Below are 18,249 nucleotides of genomic sequence, written 5' to 3'. Positions count from 1 at the left end.
GCGAGGCTGTATCAGTCACAGGTGGGGGGCCTGCTGGTGTCGGGCGGGGAGATGACGGGCGGGCGGGTGGCGGCGGCGCTGCTGACGTGGGTGCTCATTGTCCTCGGCGTGCTGTGCTTTGCGCTGCCGCGAGGCGTTCAGAGCGGGAGCGCGCTGGCGGCGCTCGGCTGGGGCGCGTTGCTGGGACTGGTCATCTACGGAGTGTACGACCTGACGAACTACGCCGTGCTGCGCGGCTGGACGCTGAAGGTCACGCTGGCCGACATCGCCTGGGGCACGTTCGCGTGCGGCATGCTGGGTTTCTTGCTGTACGCGGCCGACAAGACGTTGTTCCGGCACGGCGCGTCCCTCTGATGCGCACCTGTGCCCGGCGCGCCATCTCGCTTGGCGTGTTGTTCCCCGCAACGTTGGCCAATACGTTGTGCGCGCCGATCCTCATCGCCGTGCTGGCCGTATGCGACGCGCTGACCGACCGTCGCATGCCGCTTACGCGGGCGTACCTGCTGATTTTCTTCTATCTGGTGTGGGAGACGGCGGGCGTGGCCGCGGCATTCGCGGCGTGGTTGTGCGCGGGCGTCTGGCCCTTGCGCAACCGGCGCCGGTTCCTGGCCTGGAACTACGCGCTCCAGCGCATCTGGGCCGGCGGGTTCGCCAAGGCGGGTATCGCGCTCTTTTCGCTGCGGCTTGCCATCGATGGCGGCTATGCATTCGGCGACAAGCCTTTTCTGATGCTGGTGCGCCACACGAGCCTCGCCGACACGATCCTCGTGTCGTGGTGCATGCTGGTCGAGCGCCGGATGCGGATGCGCTATGCGATGAAGAAAGATTTGCTCTGGGATCCCTGTCTGGACATCGTGGGAAACCGCTTGCCCAATTGCTTTCTGGAGCGCGGGTCTCGCGACGGCGCGCGTGAGGTCGAAAAACTGGCCGCGCTGGCCACCGGCCTTGGTCCGGGCGAGGGCGTAGTCATGTACCCCGAAGGCACGCGCTTTTCCAAGAAGAAGCGCGCCCAGGCGCTGAAACGGCTCAAAGAACGGGGGGATGCAGCATTGCTCGATATCGCGGCGCGTCTGCGGCACGTGTTGCCGCCGCGCCCGGCGGGCACGCTCGCGCTGCTCGAGCACGCGCCCCAAGCCGACGCCGTATTCTTCGTCCACGACGGGTTCGAGGGCGCGTCGTCTTTCGCGGATATGTTTCGCGGCAGCATGATCGGCCGCGAGATCCGCGCGCGGTACTGGACCGTGCCGGCGTCGTTGATTCCGGCGTCCGCCGAGGCGCGCAGGCAGTGGTTGTATGAGGAATGGATGCGCGTGGACGAGACGGTTGACGGCTGGCGCAAACAGGACGGCCGCCTGAGTTAACCCGAACAGCATCGCTGAACATGATGGAAGTCGCAGCGGACGTGGCGCATGGGTTACCGCGTCCAGACGACGCGCGCAGGTTCCCTGCAGTCTGTCACGAGGCACGCGGGGAATTTTCCGCGGGTTGGGCAATGTTTGCATTCACGGTGTTAATGGAGTCTGAACATGGTGGGAACAAACGATGCGAAACTCTCTCAAGACAATCTCTACAACGGCGGGACTCGGAATCTTGATGGCGGTCAGCCTGTCGGGCTGCCTGTGCTTCAATCCGCCGGAAACCGTGGCCTATGTCGATGTGCCGCAATACATGGGGAAATGGTACGAAATCGCGAAGTACCCCGTGTTTTTCGAGCGCGGGCTGGTCGGCGTGACAGCGGAGTACACGCTGCAGGACGATGGCAGTGTACGGGTCGTGAACAAGGGGTTCGAAGGCAGTTTTGACGGCGAGGAATCGGTCGCGGAAGGCCGGGCCACCGTCGCCGACACAACGACGAATGCCAAGCTCACCGTGCAATTCGGACCGTTCCCCCTGGGAATATTCGGTCCAAACTACTGGATTATTGACTTAGGTCAGCAATATGAGTACGCAGTCGTCTCGGACAAGTGCCGGCGCACGTTGTGGATTCTGAGCCGCACCCCGAAAATGGACAGCGCCGTGTACGATGCGATTGTGGCGCGGCTGGGCGAAGCAGGTTTCGACACAGGCAAACTCGAACCCATGCCGCAGCCGGAGTAGCCCGTTCCTGCGTGGGGCCGCGCGATTGAATACTCGCGGTCCTCGATTCGAGATACGCCGCCGCCGGACATAGCACTGGCGGCGGTCTTCTTGTCTGGCTACGGCGCGGGCGGACGGACGGGCAGGCGCTGGCCCGTATGGCCGAAGCCTGCCAGGAGCGGCGTGCCGCCGGCGCCCGGGTCGATGAGCACAAAAACCATGTGATAGAAGCCGACATCGACGGTCGCCTGGACCCGCACGCCGGCGCGGGGCAGCGGCGCGAGGGCCGCCTTGTCCACGGCCAGCGCATCTTCCTTTTCCAGCAGGGCGTCCTCGGGTATTTCGTAAACGCGCCCTCCGACCACGTCGCACAGCAGGGGGGTCTCCAGCGCGGCGCAGGCGGGCAGCACGATTTCACTGCGGCCGCCCCAGTGATAGACGGGGCCGGGAAACTTGGCGTGGGGCGTGTCCGTCTCGACATAGAGCGTGTAAGACGCGAGGTCGAGCCGCAGCCGCGCGCCATCGTACTGCTGAATATCCGAAGGTTTGTTGGGGTCGTACTCGCGCATGAAGCTCTGTTCATCAAGCGCCTTGCGATACGTCGTGTACTCGCGTGGAGCGCGCGCGGCGTCGCGGGCCGGCGGCGGAACCGTGCGCACGGGCGGTTCGGGCTGCCGCGTCGCCTGCGGCCGGGCGGGCGCGGCTGGCGGCTCCACCCTGGATGCGGCGGCGGGCACCGGCTCGGCCGGCGCGGGCGCATCGTTGCCGCGCAGGAGCAAGAAGCCCGCAAAGGCGGCCGCAACCAGTCCGGCAAGCGGCAAGACCCACAGCAGGAGCGCGGCACGGCGCGGTTGCGGCGCGGCCTGCAAAGGCGATTCCGGCAGCGGTATGCGCCGCCTCTCGCCGCACTTGTGACACGGGCTGCCCTCGGGGAAGCGGTCGAGGTTCAGGACGACGCCGCAGGCGGGATTGGCGCATCGTGCGAATTGCGGCATGCCGCGTTCCTCTCGCTGTTGCAGGACCGGTGCTCAGGCCGAATAGATCACGTTTCCATTGCAGATTGTGTTCCGGACGAGGCCGCGCAGGGTCCGTCCCGTGAACGGAGTGTTGCGGCTGCGCGACGCAAACCGCTCCGGGTCCACTGTCCATTCCGCTTTCAGGTCAAAGACGCAGAGGTCCGCCGGCCCGCCTTCCTGCAATACGCCCACGCCCAGGTTGCAGACCCGCGACGGCGCGCAGGTCATCAACGCGATTGCGCGCTCCAAGCTGAGATGGCCTGGTTCGACCAGGCCCGTCACGACGAGTCCCAACAGCGTTTCGAGTCCCACGATGCCAAAGGGGGCGAGGCCGAATTCAACGTTCTTTTCCGTGGCTGTGTGCGGCGCATGGTCGGTCGCGATGCAATCGATGGTGCCGTCCTTCAGCCCGTCGATGATTGCCGCGACGTCCTGTGCTTCGCGCAAGGGCGGATTCATCTTCGCGTTCGTGTCGAATTCGAGCACGGCGTCGTCGGTGAGCGTCCAATAATGGGGGCAGGTCTCGCACGTGACTTGGAGGCCCTTCGCCTTGGCGCGCCGGATGATGTTGACGCCCTCAGCGGTGGTAACGTGCTGGATATGGATGTGCGCGCGCGCCAGTTCGGCAATGCGGATGTTGCGGTCGATGGCGATTTCCTCGACCGCTTTCGGAATACCGGGAATGCCCAGTTTCGTGCTGTTGAATCCTTCGTTCATCGCGCCTTCCGCGCCGAGAGCCGGGTCTTCGCAGTGGGCCAGCACCGGCAGGCCCACCATGCTCGCGTATTCGAGCACGCGGCGCATGGTCCAACTGCTTGCGATGTCCCTGCCGTCATCCGTGACCGCGACCGCGCCCACGTCGCGCAGTTCGGCCATTTCGGTGAGTTCGTCGCCCTTCAAGCCTTTCGTGGCGCAGGCCGCGGGCCGCACGTTGATGCAGTTTTCTTCCCGGGCGCGCCGTTGCACGAACTCAACCATGCCCGCGTTGTCGATGGGCGGCGCGGTGTTGGCCATGGTGACCACAGTGGTCACGCCGCCGCGGGCGGCCGCGCGGCTGCCCGTCTGGATCGTTTCCTTGGACTCGAAGCCCGGTTCGCGGAAGTGCACGTGAATATCGACAAGTCCGGGGCATACGACGCAGCCCGATGCGTCGATGGTCTGGTCGCCCTTCAGTCCCTTGCCGACCCGCCTCACTTTCTTGCCCGCAATCAGCACATCGAGCGGCGCGGAAGTGCCGCTGGCGGGGTCGATGACGTGTCCATTCACAATTGCGATGGTCATGGGGTGAGTCCTTTTCACACGGCCCTTGGCCGCTCGGCCGCTCGGCGCAACGTCACGGGGTGCGCGTCCGTCCGCTGTTCGCCAGCAGGTGCATGACCGCCATACGGACCGCGACGCCATTACTCACTTGTTCCAGGATAACGCTGCGTGGCCCGTCGGCCACTTCCGTCGCCAGTTCGAGGTCCCTGTTGATCGGGCCCGGATGCATGATGAGCGCGTGCGCCGGCGCATGGCGCAACGAGTCATTGTCGATGCGGAACAGGCGGATGTATTCCCGGATGCTGGGGAACAAGCCGCGTTTCTGGCGTTCGAGCTGAATGCGCAGGGCGTAGATGACGTCCGCCCCGTCCAGGGCTTCCTTGAGATTCGCCGTGAGGCGCACACCCATCCGCTCGACGTCCACAGGCATCAGCGTGCTTGGCCCGCACAGCGTCACCCGGGCGCCCAGCTTGTTCAGGCACCAGATGTTGCTCCGCGCGACGCGGCTGTTCGCGATGTCGCCAATGATCGAGACGCGCAGGCCGTCGAGCCCGGCCTCAGGTTCACCGCGCATCGCACGGACATGCGCGCGCATGGTGAAGGCGTCCAGCAGCGCTTGGGTCGGGTGTTCGTGCCGGCCGTCGCCCGCGTTGATGATATGAGAGCGGTGGTGTTGCGCGAGGATGTGCGGCGCGCCCGCGCAACCGTGGCGGATGACGATGATATCCGTGTGCATCGCCTCGATATTGGCGAGCGTGTCGTGCAGCGTCTCGCCCTTGACTTCGCTCGAAGTCGACGAGGTGATGCCGAGCGTGTCGGCGCTGAGGCGTTTCGCCGCGAGTTCGAACGAGGTGCGCGTGCGCGTGCTCGGCTCGTGAAACCAGTTCACGACAAGGCGCCCCTGCAACAGGGGCACCTTCTTGATCCCGCTCTCGCGCTGCGAGATTTCGACGAACTGCGGCGCGGTATCGAGGATCAGTTCGATTTCTTCCCGCGCCAGGCCCTCAATCCCGATTAGGTCCTTGCGCGTCCAGACCGTGGATGGCGCCTCCCTCATGGCGCGTCATGCTCCTCCCTCTTGGTTGTTTTGCCCCCGGCGTTCCTCGAGGACCGCGTCTTCGCCATCGCTCTCCTGCAGCCGGACCAACACCCAGTCGCCCGGTCGCGTGTTGATACGCCAGCCCAGGTAATCGGGCTGGATGGGCAACTCGCGCCCGCCGCGGTCCACCAGGCACGCGAGCTGGATCCGTTTCGGGCGCCCATAGTCCATGACCTCGTCCAGCGCGGCACGTATGGTCCGCCCGGCCGCCAGCACATCGTCCACCAGCACGACGGTCCGGTTATCCACGCTGAAGCTGAAATGGGTGGTGCCGCCGAGCTTGGCCTCGCCCACGCCCGCGCGCAAGTCGTCGCGGTACAGCGTCGTGGCGAGGGACCCGACGGGAAGCGACACGCCGGTCATCTCCGCGATAATTCCGGCGAGCCGGTCCGCGAGCGGCCGCCCGCGCGTCAGGATGCCCAGCATCACCAGGGATGCGACATCTTCATTCGCGTCGATGATCTCACGGGCCATGCGCTGAAGCGCGTCGTGCATCGCTTCGGCGCCCATGATCACGGTTTTTTCGGTGGATTCGTCGTTGCGCGCTGCCATGCGGTTCACACAAAAAAAGCCCTTCTCACCGGGATGAGAAGGGCTCGTTGTTTCATGGCCTTTCAAACCTTCGGGCCACGCCCTTTCGGCCAAGGCTTCCTGTTACGTTCGTGATTCTAGCAGGGGTGCGGCGAGGAATCAAACGCGGCCCGCGCGCCACGCTGAAAAACGGGAACGGCCCGGGCTTGCGGGGCTTGCCCGGGCCGTTCCCGCGTATGGACGCGATGTTACTTCTTCGGCGCGATGGCGTCTTTTGCCTGCTTCGCGATGCGGAACTTCAGCACCTTCTTCGCAGGAATCTTGATCTGTTCGCCGGTGGCCGGATTGCGGCCTACGCGGGCCTTCCGATTCACGACGACGAGCTTGCCGACGCCGGGGATCGTGAAGCCGACAACCGCCTGGCCATAGGCCAGTTCGGTCAGCGTGCACAGCACGCCGCCCACATCCTTCTTGCTCAGGCCGGTTTCGCCCGCCAGCGCATTGATGATCTGGGCCTTGGTCAGCGGCTTGTCGCCAGGTTTCGCTTTCTTTAGCGCCATAGTCCTACCCTCCTCTTGTGTAACCGTTGTTCACTCTGTTTCGCATTGTCCAGGCGCCGCCCCGCACGGCCCCTTCCTGACACGGGTTGTCTCGATGCTTCTCTTGCGATCGCACCCCGTTATCACGGCAGTTTGATAGCGTGAAAAGAGCGTTTTGTCAAGCCTTATTTTCAAGGCCGATCCGAACGTGGGGCTGTGAATCGCATTGATTTTACGGGCTGATCGGGCCGCGTCATTCGCAAACACGCGTTATGTGCTTGTTTTGCAAGGGGTTAGGGGGTCCATTGACCCATCCGACGCGGGCGGCTATAGTGCAACGTAACGGTACAGCCGGGCAGGGAGCGTTCCTGTTCCGCCGGGGCAACAGCCAATGATTTTTGCCGCACTGGGAGACGTGAATGGCAACTTGCGCGCCGTCGAAGCCGCGCTTTCGGACCTCGACGAGGCGGGCATTTTGACCATCGTGCAGACGGGCAATGTCGCGGGCGCGCCCGGCGGCGACGGGGCGGCGCGCCTGTTGCGGGAGCGCGGAGTTACGGTCGCGCGGGGGTTGCGCGACCGCCAGGCCGCTCGTTTCCAGCGCAGCGCGGCGTTGCTGCGGCGCAAGCTGGGCGAGGCCGAGTGGGAGTCGATCCGGCGCGCGCATCAGGGTCTCTCGCGCGAAATCCTCGAATGGTTCGCGCGGCTGCCGCATGCCGTCATGGTAAGCATAGACGGCTTTACTATAGTGGTATGCCACGGCGCGCCTTCGGGCGTGTCGCGCGTGCTGGACCAGGCCACGCCCGAGGAGCGGCTCCGGCGCGAACGCGAAGCCGCGCCCGCCGACGTCATCGTGTGCGGCGGCTCAGAGACGCCGTTCTCGCGTATGGTGGATGGCACGCTTTTCGTGGGGCCGGGCCCGCTGGGACCGCGGCCTGGCGAAGCGTGCTACACCGTCGTGGACCTCGAAACCCGGCCTTGGCGCGCGCGGCCGCGGGTCATACCAGTTCCGGCAGCCGTTCAATAAACTCCCGCCATGTGGTGAAGGTGTACTCCGCCCGGGTATTGCCGAGGAACTTCGCATTGTCGCCCGCGAACAGGCCCGCTGTGCCGCCGACACCGTGAATACCCGCTACGTCCGTTGGCTCCAGGTCGCCGATATGCAAGATCTCGCTTGGCCGAAGCCCCAGGCGCGCGGCCGCCTGCTCGAACATCTGCGGGCGCGGCTTCGACACGCCCACTTCGTCGGAAAAGGTCAGCGAAATGAGATGGGGCAGGAATCCGAAGCGGTCGAGCAGGCCGCGCAGGCATCGACCGGTGCTGATGGCCGTGTCCGAGATAATGCCTGCCGGCGCGCGCGCGGCGGCAGCGCGTACGGCGTCGAGCGCGCCCTCGATCGGCGTTGCGGGATGCGCGAGGATCGCCTCGGAAAAGGCGCGCGCGACGGCATCCGCCTTTTCCTGCGGCAAGCGAATGCCCAAGGCCCGGCAGACCATGCGGACGGCGTCGTGCGGCGTGAGCGTGCGCTGTTCTTCCATGTGCACGCGCGTAAATTCGGGCGGCCAGACTTCGAACGCCTCGCGCACGGCGGGTTCGGGTGCTCCGGATGCCTCCAAGAAGGCCCGGACGCGCAGTTCGTGCCGTGCCTCCCCGTTAGAGTCGCGGAACAGGGTCCGCCAGAAATCGAACGTAATGGCCTTGGGTTTCATGCGTCAGTATTCGTAACGTCCTTCCATGCGGTCTGCCTGCAATCCGAAACGCGCGACAAGCTCCTCTACTTCCCGCTTCACGCTTTCCGGCACGCCGTCGACCCGGTGCGAGATCTTGCGGGCAGGCCGGCCGCCCCAGATCTCTAGCGGGCCAATGTCGCGTGTGACAATGCTGTGGTGCGCGACAATCGCGCTATCGCCGATCGTGACGCCGGGGCCTATGAAACAGCCGCTGCCGACGAAACAATTGTCGCCGATGCGAATGGGCGCGGTGCGGCGCGCGACATCGCGGCAACCGCCGGCACTCCCGAAGAACTCGTAGATCGCGTCGTGCATCACGACATTTTCCGCAATGCCGGTGCGGTTGCCTATCTCAACCAGTTCCGCGGCCACGACCACGCAGTTCCAACTGAAGCCGGAGCGGTTGCCAATCACGATCCGCCCGCTGCCCGCGGCGCGCAACACGACGTTGTTGCGGAACCGGCAGTACGAACCGATCTCAACATGCCCCCGCACGAGCAGGTTCGGAAAAGCGAATTCATTGCCCCGGCCGCAGACCGAGAACTTCCGTGCATGACGCCAACTCGACCATGTGCGGGCCAATTTGTTCATTGACTACTCCCCGATATACACGCACCGCGAGGATGGGGTCTCTTGCACGACGACGGCGGTGGGCCGCGCGCCGCGCTCGCGCACCCACGCCCAGATGTATGCGCACATACGCTCGACGGTCGCGCATTCGAGCTCGGGTATTTCATTCAGGCAGCGATGGTCAAGCCGGTCATACAGCGCCGCGAGGATGGGTTCGAGAGCAGCGAGGTCGTCCGCGGCGGCTTCAATGCGATAACTGTGGCCGTGTATGCGGCGGCACGGGTGCCCCTCGTGCAATTGCGGCAGCGACTGCGCCGCCTCGAACGTGAAACGAATACGTTCCGGCAACTCCTCCATCGGGTTCGCGGGAAGCCGCCGCGGCGCAAATGCAAGATCGCCCGTAATCGCGACGCGTACGCCCTCGAACCAGGCGGGGCGCGGCGCGATTTGCGCCTCGACCCATTCCCGCAGCGCTGGCACGCGCGTGTCGTTCTCGAGGCCCGAAATCCCGTTCAGGAGCGCGTGGTCGAGCCGGTCCGCGATGGGGCTGATCAACCGCTTCAATTCGGCAAAGTCCACGACCCAGCCGATCTCGGCATCAGGCTCGCCCGCGGCAAGCAAAGCGACACGATAGCTGTGCCCGTGCAGGCGGCGCTGCGCTTCGCCGCCACGCGGATTGTGGTGCGCCGCTTCCACGAACAATTCCTTTACGAGGTGCGCCTTCATCTAAACGCCTTTGGCATCGGGATGCCAGATGAGCTTGTGCATCTGAAGCTGGAATCGGACGGGGAGGCCGTCTTCAAGTATCCACGCCGCGAGGTCGTGCGGCGCGACAGCCCCGAACACGGGAGAGAATAGCACGCATTTGCAGCGTGTTTCGAGGTGGTGCGCGCGCACCGCGCCGCGCGCCCATTCATAGTCGCGGCGGCCTGCAATCACGAATTTGACTTCGTCCCGTTCAGCGGACAGGCGGTCCAGGTTCGTCCAGTCGTTTCTCTCGCATTCGCCGCTGTCGGGGCATTTCAGGTCCATGATCTTGATAGCCGCCGCCGGCGCCCGGTCGATAGGCAGTGCGCCGCTGGTCTCGAGCAGCACCGTGTACTCGCGCTGGATGAGTAGTTCCGCCAGCGCGCCGCAACCCTGCTGGGCGAGCGGCTCGCCGCCGGTGATTTCGACGAGCGTCACGCCCAGCGCGGCGGCGCGCTCGAGGATATCGCGGAGGCTCATCCGCTCGCCTCCGCTGAACGCGTATGCCGTGTCGCACCAGGCGCATCGCAGCGGGCAACCGGTCAGCCGCACGAAGGTGCACGGCAATCCGGCCCAGGTCGATTCGCCCTGGATGCTGCGGTAAATCTCCGTTACGCGGAGCGTTTCGTCGAGCCTGGGGTCACTCATGTCTTCTAGTCGTGCTCCGCGCCATGCACGCGCACATGGGCGTGGTCGCCAAGCCGCAGCACCACGTTGCCCGCCCGCAACAGCAGGCGGCGCTTGCCGCGCTCGAACGCGCATATTGGCGGCGCTTGCCGCGGCTCCAGCAGCGTATAGACCGCGGCGAAGACGGCTTCGTTGCCTTGCTGCCGCCGCAACAGCACGGGCAAACGCTCGCGCGGCGTGGCGCCGAGGCCTGTCGCGCGGAAAACCGGCGCATCATCGAGGAATTGGACATGAATGCGCCGCCCGTTTCCCGTCAGCAATGTTGCCTCACGGTCATCCGTTTGCAGTTTACCTGTGTCCGCAAGGACCTGATAGCCGTCTTTGTCGCCGAGGGGGCCGCAGGCTTCAATGCCCGCGATGCGTTCGAGATCGCCGCGCAGATGCAATGGCAGATCATACGTGTGGCTCTGGTCAGAACGGCAACGAAACAGGTCCAGGATCGTGCTGCCCGCCAGGACGACCACGCGTTCCAGAGCGACACCGTCGTAGGCGTCATCCGCGGCAACGTGCGCGAGCGCATATGCCGGCATGTTTCGGAAAGCAATGAGCCGGCCTTCGGCGCGGCGTTGCGAGACGCCGTCGACGACGACCGTATTGTGCGCGACCGTCTGACGGTACCAAGCCTGATGCAAGGGATTTCCATAGGGCAGGCGTCCCGGATCGAGGAACCGCTCGGCGCCGTGCGCGTAGAGAATCAGGTTCAGTTTCGCGGGCTGCACATGCCCGGAGCGCCCCGGCCCGTAATCGACGAAAACAGCCGTCTGGCCTGCCTTGTCGCGCAAAATCGCCAAGCCTTCGCACACCTCGTTGGATGTTTCGAGACGCAGTCGCGGCAGTCTGCCAGAGGGCAGCGGCTCGCCCCAGAACAGCGCCCTGGGCGAATCGCACGGCGCCGCCAGCGCGGCATAACGGGGATCGCGATAACGCTTCCACGCAATCGCGTAAAAGGCCCGTTGCGCGCGAATGCTGCTGCTGCTGCTGTCGTTCATCGCCGGAAACGTCAGGTCGGGGAAGACCTGGCGTATCGGCGCATCGAACAGCTTCCGGACAATAGGCAGGCTGTACAAATCGATGCCGGAACGCGCGGCGCCTTCCGCCGTGTACATGATCGCGTTCAGCGCGTACCAGTGATACAAGGGCGATTCCTCATACCACATGCCGCTCTCGACGACCGAACCCTCGCGCATCTGAAATAGAAAGCCGTGCTTGCCGTTGATGGCCCAATCGACGTAGCCGCGGTCACCAATTACCAGTCCCGCGCAGAGCACGCCCGCGTTGTGCCAGGTCTGCCAGTTCGAGATGCCCCTGTCGTTCGTGCGTATGGTTTCCACCATCGGCCGGAGCAGTCCTTCCACAATTTGGGCATGATCTTCGGCGCGGAAGCACGGATCGCTGTAAACACGGTCGTAACCGGCGCAAATTCTGCACAAGTCCACCGATTCATCGAGCGTCTGCGCAAACAAGCGTCCCCCGCGGTTGCTGGCCTCCCCTTTCGTGTCATGTTGCGGCAGGTCACGGTAGAACGATGCATATTCGAGCAAGATTCGGCGTGCACGTTCGGCGTAGACACGGTTCGGCTCGAGCGTATAGGCCCAGCCCAGCGTTTCCACGCCGCCGAGCCAGTGATGGTGTCTATGCGTCACATAGACATCGTCGTACGGCCACCCGGAGTAGACCTCTCCGCATTCGCGGCAGACATGGCGCGCCGGCGATTCGGCTTCGAGGCCGCCGCCGTCTTTCTTGCAGCTGTACCAGTGGGTCCATTGTCCCCCCGCATGCGGGATTTCGAGCGGTTCTCCCACGAGCGCATCCGCCTCGGTCACCAGGGCAACGCGAAGCGCGCGCGCTTCGTCATCGTTCCGGCAGCGAGCCCGAACGGTTTCTGCTTCCCGGGCGGACAGAAAGATGGAACCGGGCGCGGCCAAGGCCGGCGGCAGCTCGACGGCGGCCGGTGTGTGAGAAAAGGCGCATATCAGCAATGCAGACAGCATTAACATGCCTTTCATGATCTTTCTATTCAAACGGCAGCCGCGCTGTCAGAGGCCGTTCGTCGCGTCGATGCCGCTCTTGCCCGCATAGATTCGCTGGCCGTCGCGGACCAGCACCGTATCGCCGCTCAGTTCCAGCACCCAGCCGTCGACGCCTACCTGCAGCGCGTAACCCTGCTCGATTGTGATCTCCGGCGGCGGCGCCGTGTCGTTCAGTTCATAGGTCGTCACGAACACGCAGTCGCGCGCCTGGAACCGGCGCAGCACGATAGGGAGCAGTTCCTGCGGCGTCGCGCCGAAGCCTTTCGCCAGGAACGTCTCCGGCGCATTCTCGTGAAAACCGATGCGCATCCTTGCCGTCTCGCTCACCCGCAATGTCAGGAACCGCACCGCCTCGTTGAACCGCGCGCACTCCCGCATCAATTGATAGCCGGCGCGGCCCGCAAGCGTTTCACAGGGCGTTGCCGGAGGCGCGTCTTCCAGGACGCCGCGCAGATGCAGGGGCAGATCGATGGTAGTCTCCTGCGATGCGTGGCACTGGAACACGTCCAGGATCAGGCTGCCGCGCATGAGGAGGGTCCGGTCGAGGACGGTGTTGGCGTAGGCCTCGCCGCACACGGCGCGCGCGACTGTAAAGCCGTCCGTGTTGGCAAACGCCAGGAGTCTCGCGGCGGCAAGCGCCTGTGATCGCGTCCCCAAGACGGCGGTATTGTGCGCCACGGTCTCACGATACCAGCCGCCGTGCAGCGGATTGCCGTAGGCGAGCCGGCCCGGGTCAACGAGCCGTTCGTCGCCGTGCGCATAGAGGATGATGCCGAGTTTCGCGGGCTGGATGTGCTCGGTGGCCGCGCCGCCGTAATCCAGGTACAGCGCGGTCTCGCCGGTTGCGTCGCGCAGAATCGCCAAGCCTTCGGACTCGTTGTTCGAGGTGGCCAACTGAAGTCTGGGCGCGCCGGATTCGGGCAGCGCAGAGCCGCCCCAGAACAGGCCCCAGACGGTGTTGCGCGGTTCGAGCACCGCGGCATACTGCGGGTCGCCGAAGCGCTTATAGGCGACCTCGTACAGCATGCGCGCGTCGCGCAGGTTGCTGCGGTCGGAATCGTTCAACGGAGGGAACGTCAGGTCGGGATACACGAGGCGCAGCGGCGCGTCGAACATCTTCTTCACGTTCGGGTGCGCGTAGAGGTCCACATCCGCGCGCGATGCGGCCTCCATGAGATAGACGAGCCCCCGCAGGGCGAACCAGTGATAGGTTATGGATTCTTCAAACCACGCGCCGCTGTCCAAGACCGAGTTATTCAATTGAAACACGAATCCCGACGGTCCGTTTACGGCCCACTCGACGTAGTTGTCGTCGCGGAGCACAAACCCGGCGCAGCCCACCGCGGCATTGTGCCATGTCTGCCAGTTTGACCCGCCGGAAGTGTTCCCCATGACGACTTCAACCATCGGGCGGATGAGGCCGGTCTCTATGGTTTCGTGATCCTCGGGGGTGAAAACGGGCGCATCGTACGTGCGATCGTAACCCACGCACAGCTGGCACAGGGCCACCGCCTCGTCGAGCGTTTGTGCGTGCAGCCGCGCGGCGGATTGCACACTGCCGCCGTTGCGGTCGTGCAGCGCAAGGCCGCGATAGAACGAGGCGTATTCCAAGAGGATCGCGCGCGCGCGCCCGGCATAAGCGGGCTTGGGCTCGATTGCGTAGGCCCAGCCCAGTGTCTCGACGGCCTCGGTCCAGTGGCGATGCCGCAACGCGACGTACACCTGGTCGTAGCGCTCGCCCCGAACGGCCTTGCCGCAGTAGCTGCAGACATGTTCCGTGGGCGAACGCGATTCGAGCGGAGCGCCGTCATCCGGGCAGATGTACCAGTGCGTCCACTGCCCTTCCTTGTGCGGGATGTCGAGCGGCGCCGCCGCGAGAGCATCCGCCTCCGCGAGCAGGGCCTTGGCGGTCGAGCGCGCGGCACGGTCCGTCTCGGACCGCGCGCGCACGGCCTCCCGCTCCGCCGCGGTCAGAAACACCTGCCGCGCCGGACCTCGGTCCACGAAGATCTCGATGTAATCAACGGGTTGCGCGAGTAAGACGGCAAGACAACAAGACCAGAGCATGTGTTCACCAGGTTTCGTTTTTGCCGGTAATTATAGCAGGGGACGACAGCCGCGGCCATGACACGGTGGATGCCTGATGAGACGGGGGCTGGAATCAGGACCGTGACCATATGGCGGAACCCAGCGATGAAATGCAGGCGACTCTTTGCTGACGCGGCAAGCCGTGCTGTATAAAGGAGGGAGGCGCAAGTGGCCGCCCGTGCCAGCTGGGCGTCACGGGGGAAGACAGTGACCGGGTCACCGGCATTCGGGCAGGGCGCCACATGCAACAACAGGACCGGGTGCAGAGTTGCCGGTTGCTGGAATGAGACACTCGCGACTGGTGAGTGCGGTTACCTGATGTCCGTTCGGAAGGGGCAGACTGGGGCGCGGCCGAGGAACCGCCCCGGTTTGAGGTGTGCGCGTTGCTCTGCGGACACTGTACACGGCAGAAAGCAGACGCGGGTCATTTCGCAATGCGGCTATATAAGGGAGACATGATATGCACGCGGATACTGGGGCAGACTCGGTGTTGCCCCCCGTTCCAGAAGAGTCCAGGACCGTTGTGCAGAATGCCGGCGTCTTCAGGGCGACCCTGCAGGTGCTGCGCGGGATAACCGGCGATGCAACGCTGACCCTCGTCGTGTTAGCCGTGTCCATGACCTTCGCATCCACGTACCTTGGCACGTACGGCCAACGTTCGGACTATTTGCTCAAGTATTACGGACCGGCGGTCATGATAGCCGGGGGAAAAGGGTTTGTCAGCCCGGACTACAGCAAAGCGCCCGCATTACGCGAGTTTCTGGCGAACAAGCGCGTCACGCTGGCGCCGGAAGAGATCCCGGCGGACATAGAGACCCTGCCGCCGTCGCAGTTCGAGCTGCTGCACCGGTACGCCATGGGTCTCCTGGGTTGGTGGTGGGGCTTCTTTGGCATTGACTGGCGCGCCACCACGGGGTTGTTGACACTCTTTTTCGGCATCACCTGCACCTGTGCATACGGCGTGCTGCGGCTGGGCATGGGCCGCATCCTGGCGGTGCTCCTATCATTGGCCTTCATGATGTCCCCCGCGATGCTTTATGTATTGCCCCAATTCCGGGATTTCAGCAAGGCGCCTTTCATCCTGGGCGCGCTTTTTCTAATCGGCCTGCCGGTACGGCACAGCCTGGCTTGGCCGCTTTTGTTACTGGTCGCGACGGCCGCGGGGCTCACCCTCGGCGTGGGCATGGGTTTCCGCCACGACTTGCTTGCCGTCGCGCCGGTCGCGTGCATTGTGGTGATCTTCTTCTGGGCGGGTCACTGGAAGAGAACGTTGTTGCCGCGCCTGGCAAGCGCCTTTCTGCTCGCGGCGGCCTTCTACCTCTCCAGTGCGCCCATCATCCGGGCGGCGCAAGACGGCGCCAATTCGGCTCACAACATCGTCCTCGGCTTCTCGGCCCCTTACGTTACGTCCATGGGATTTACGGCGCCGTACGAAATTGGCCATCTGTATCGGGACGCCCACGGCCACACGTGCGTTAGCGCGCACAATCTCTATCATTCTTCATACGACCACGAGGCGCGGTATTGGAGCGGCGAATACGAAGCGGCGGCAGCGCACTACATCAAGGCGCTCGCGGCCGTTTTTCCCGCCGATATCGCGCGCAGAGCGGTTCGATCGCTCGAAATCCTGCTTCGCGACGCGCCATTCGTGATCGATGAGTTCCCGCTGCCCACGTACCGCGATAACGAGTGGCTGAAAGAACGGCGCGCCGCGCGTCTCGAACAGTGGGGCTGGTTATCCGCCTGTGCAATACCTTTGGCGTTTCTGACCTTTCTGCTCGTGGCTGCTGCGCGCGTGCGGTGGGCGCTCGCGGGAGCTTTCGTGATGGCCGCGCTCGCAGCCAGCGCCAGCCTCCAGTTTCACGTGCGCCACTTCTTCCCTTACGCAATCTTCTTCCTGTTCATCCTCGGGGTATTGGCACAGACATGCCTCACGGCCTTGACCACCGTCTGGCGCGGCGATCTGCGACGCGCCGTGTTCGGTCAGGAACCGGTCTGGCGGTTCTGGCGTTGGCCCGCCGCGCGAAGGGCCGGCTTAGCCGTGCTGCTGGCTGCGGGCCCCTTTGCATTGGCTTACGCCGGGGTCCTGGTCTGGCAGCAAGACGCGGTGAAAGACCTCTATGCGGCATACGCCGGCGCGCCACGTCAACGGCTGGAAACCGCCCCGGTGATGTCCGAGGGCGGCCCCATGCTCACGGTGCCCGACTTCCTGCGGCCTGAACACGCAAGCGCGCGAGAGAAGGCGTTCCGCGTTCAGCCCGGTGTGCTGGCCTTGCCCGTGCAAACAGGAACGAAGCCCTTCACGCTTGAGTTTGTCTACCAGTCGGATTCAAAGTTGAATGACTTCACTCAGGTCGTGCAGGTGCCTGGCACGGCAGCGCCGGAGGACTGGTGGGTATACGTGCCCGTGTTCCAGACGACCGACAACTACTTCAACGGGGGACAACGGCGATTCAAGGGCATTCTGGCGCGCGGCGCGCCTGAGAACGCCGTTCGCGGCCTGTATGCTATCGAGAATCCTGGAATACTACCGCTCATTGTCACGCTCGTTATTCCTGAACAATATGAACAGGCGCCGCGAATGATGCGCGCCGTTCCGGCCAAATCCTAGTATTCCCAAACATGCCGGGCCTGGTTATTGAGGGCCCGGTCATTATTGCCTTCAAGTTGTGCCCGCCTCCGGCTCGGACACTGTTGACGCGAACACGGTCCAGCCGGCGCAGGCTGCCGCCTCGAAACGGGTTGTGCAACGCGTGAACGCATTTCGTCTTGGGATTTGGCCCGGTCTGCGAAATCGGATACGATGGTGCGCCCCCGCAAACGACCGGGAAACCGGTTTCCGACCGCGGCCTTGGGCCGGAGGCTGTCCGTGAACGTCGTTGTCCTGGTTATCGATACTCTGCGCGCGGACCATCTCGGATGCTATGGATATCGCCATTCGACGTCGCCGCATATCGACGCGCTTGCGGCGCAATCGGTGCATTTCTCGCGGCATTATGCTTCCGCGATTCCGACGCATCCCGCGTTCACCACGCTGCTTTCCGGGCAATACGCCATCACGCACGGCGTGGTAGCGCACGGCGCGCCGCGGCCGCTGCCGCGGTCGCTGCCGTGGCTGCCGGCGCTGTTTCAGAAGGCCGGCTACACTACGTGCGCCGTCGATAACCTCGCGCAAACGCGCATGGGTTTCCTGCGCGGTTTCGAGTTCTACATCGATCCCAGCCAACGGCAGACGCTAAGCCTGACGTGCGACAACCGCGAGATCAACCGCCGCGCGGTCCAATGGCTGGAAGATAATCGCCGCGACCGTTTCTTTCTCATGATGCATTACTGGGACCCGCACACGCCGTACCTGCCGCCCCCGCAGTACCGAAGGCTATTCTACTCGGGCGACCCTTGCGACCCCGGCAACCGGTCGCTGGAAGGCATGGAGCGGCATCCGCTCGGCAAGATGTGGCGCGAAACGTGGTTCCACAGCCTCGACGGCCACATTACCGACGCGGAATACGTCGTCGGCCTGTACGACGGCGAAATCCGTTACTGTGACGAGGGCGTCGGCGCATTCCTCGATGCGCTCGACCGCCTGAACCTCGCCGGGGATACGCTCGTGGCGCTGTTGAGCGACCACGGCGAGATGATGTACCGCCACGGCATTTTCTTCGACCATCACGGCCTCTACGACGGAACCCTGCACGTGCCCTTCCTGATCCGGCACCCGCAATTCGAGCCGCGCCGTATTGCGGTCATGACCGAACACGCCGACGTCGCGCCGACACTGCTTTCCTGCTGCGGCATCGACGCGCCCGCGGAGATGGAAGGCATGAATCTCGTGCCCTGGATGCGCGGCGCGCGCGCGGATGCGGCGCGCGACGCCGT

Annotated in this window: 17 protein-coding genes and 1 pseudogene; 6 read left to right on the top strand and 12 right to left on the bottom strand. The window is 64.5% G+C overall.

From position 1 onward, the window contains the following. From KA184_11215 to KA184_11205, 3 genes are all read left to right on the top strand, one after another. On the top strand, positions 1-354 hold a 354-nt coding region (locus KA184_11215), incomplete at its 5' end, for a DUF2177 family protein (GenBank protein MBP8130136.1). Then, a complete protein-coding gene (locus KA184_11210) occupies positions 354-1,361 on the top strand; it encodes a lysophospholipid acyltransferase family protein (GenBank protein ID MBP8130135.1) in 1,008 nt (335 codons plus the stop codon). The genes KA184_11215 and KA184_11210, both read left to right, overlap by 1 nt. A gap of 181 nt (positions 1,362-1,542) precedes the next feature. Next, entirely contained in the window at positions 1,543-2,097 is a 555-nt protein-coding gene (locus KA184_11205) for a lipocalin family protein (GenBank protein ID MBP8130134.1), read from the top strand. A 98-nt stretch (positions 2,098-2,195) separates the two neighbouring features. On the opposite strand, the gene KA184_11200 is transcribed toward KA184_11205, so the two are convergent. From KA184_11200 to KA184_11180, 5 genes are all read right to left on the bottom strand, one after another. Then, positions 2,196-3,071 carry a hypothetical protein gene (locus KA184_11200; GenBank protein ID MBP8130133.1) on the bottom strand — a complete coding sequence of 292 codons (876 nt, stop codon included), beginning with the start codon at positions 3,069-3,071 and terminating at the stop codon, positions 2,196-2,198. Between the two features lie 33 nt (positions 3,072-3,104). Continuing rightward, positions 3,105-4,373 (bottom strand): dihydroorotase, encoded by a 1,269-nt coding sequence (locus KA184_11195; GenBank protein ID MBP8130132.1) that lies wholly within the window; start codon positions 4,371-4,373, stop codon positions 3,105-3,107. A 52-nt stretch (positions 4,374-4,425) separates the two neighbouring features. After that, positions 4,426-5,409 (bottom strand): aspartate carbamoyltransferase catalytic subunit, encoded by a 984-nt coding sequence (locus KA184_11190; GenBank protein MBP8130131.1) that lies wholly within the window; start codon positions 5,407-5,409, stop codon positions 4,426-4,428. 6 nt (positions 5,410-5,415) lie between these two features. Continuing rightward, positions 5,416-6,003: a bifunctional pyr operon transcriptional regulator/uracil phosphoribosyltransferase PyrR gene (gene pyrR, locus KA184_11185; GenBank protein MBP8130130.1), complete on the bottom strand. Its 588-nt coding sequence runs from the start codon at positions 6,001-6,003 to the stop codon at positions 5,416-5,418. A 227-nt stretch (positions 6,004-6,230) separates the two neighbouring features. Next, positions 6,231-6,542: an HU family DNA-binding protein gene (locus tag KA184_11180; protein MBP8130129.1), complete on the bottom strand. Its 312-nt coding sequence runs from the start codon at positions 6,540-6,542 to the stop codon at positions 6,231-6,233. A gap of 370 nt (positions 6,543-6,912) precedes the next feature. On the opposite strand from KA184_11180, the gene KA184_11175 reads away from it, so the two are divergent. Continuing rightward, complete coding sequence (locus tag KA184_11175) at positions 6,913-7,548, top strand: metallophosphoesterase family protein (protein ID MBP8130128.1); 636 nt, start codon at positions 6,913-6,915, stop codon at positions 7,546-7,548. Here the strand turns inward: KA184_11175 and KA184_11170 are convergent. From KA184_11170 to KA184_11140, 7 genes and pseudogenes are all read right to left on the bottom strand, one after another. Continuing rightward, complete coding sequence (locus KA184_11170) at positions 7,520-8,230, bottom strand: HAD family hydrolase (protein MBP8130127.1); 711 nt, start codon at positions 8,228-8,230, stop codon at positions 7,520-7,522. The two genes, KA184_11175 and KA184_11170, sit on opposite strands and share 29 nt — an antisense overlap. 3 nt (positions 8,231-8,233) lie before the next feature. After that, positions 8,234-8,842 carry an acyltransferase gene (locus tag KA184_11165; GenBank protein MBP8130126.1) on the bottom strand — a complete coding sequence of 203 codons (609 nt, stop codon included), beginning with the start codon at positions 8,840-8,842 and terminating at the stop codon, positions 8,234-8,236. Positions 8,843-8,845: 3 nt separating this feature from the next. After that, positions 8,846-9,178 (bottom strand): 6-carboxytetrahydropterin synthase, encoded by a 333-nt coding sequence (locus KA184_11160; protein MBP8130125.1) that lies wholly within the window; start codon positions 9,176-9,178, stop codon positions 8,846-8,848. 126 nt (positions 9,179-9,304) lie between these two features. After that, positions 9,305-9,547: pseudogene (locus KA184_11155) on the bottom strand (6-pyruvoyl tetrahydropterin synthase family protein). Continuing rightward, positions 9,548-10,216 carry a radical SAM protein gene (locus tag KA184_11150; GenBank protein MBP8130124.1) on the bottom strand — a complete coding sequence of 223 codons (669 nt, stop codon included), beginning with the start codon at positions 10,214-10,216 and terminating at the stop codon, positions 9,548-9,550. 5 nt (positions 10,217-10,221) lie between these two features. Beyond that, positions 10,222-12,261, bottom strand: a complete 2,040-nt coding sequence (locus KA184_11145; GenBank protein ID MBP8130123.1) for an alginate lyase family protein — start codon at positions 12,259-12,261, stop codon at positions 10,222-10,224. Positions 12,262-12,291: 30 nt separating this feature from the next. Further along, positions 12,292-14,352 carry a heparinase II/III family protein gene (locus KA184_11140; protein MBP8130122.1) on the bottom strand — a complete coding sequence of 687 codons (2,061 nt, stop codon included), beginning with the start codon at positions 14,350-14,352 and terminating at the stop codon, positions 12,292-12,294. A 481-nt stretch (positions 14,353-14,833) separates the two neighbouring features. On the opposite strand from KA184_11140, the gene KA184_11135 reads away from it, so the two are divergent. Both KA184_11135 and KA184_11130 read left to right on the top strand, forming a co-directional pair. Beyond that, on the top strand, positions 14,834-16,984 hold the full coding sequence (locus tag KA184_11135; GenBank protein ID MBP8130121.1) for a hypothetical protein: 2,151 nt from the start codon (positions 14,834-14,836) through the stop codon (positions 16,982-16,984). Between the two features lie 258 nt (positions 16,985-17,242). After that, positions 17,243-18,249: sulfatase (locus tag KA184_11130; protein MBP8130120.1), on the top strand; the 1,007-nt coding region annotated here is incomplete at its 3' end.

This window comes from Candidatus Hydrogenedentota bacterium, from assembly GCA_018005585.1.
In the GTDB taxonomy this organism is placed as follows: domain Bacteria; phylum Hydrogenedentota; class Hydrogenedentia; order Hydrogenedentales; family JAGMZX01; genus JAGMZX01.
Note: the sequence above shows the minus strand (reverse complement) of the source record. Positions and strands in the feature narration are given on the sequence as shown.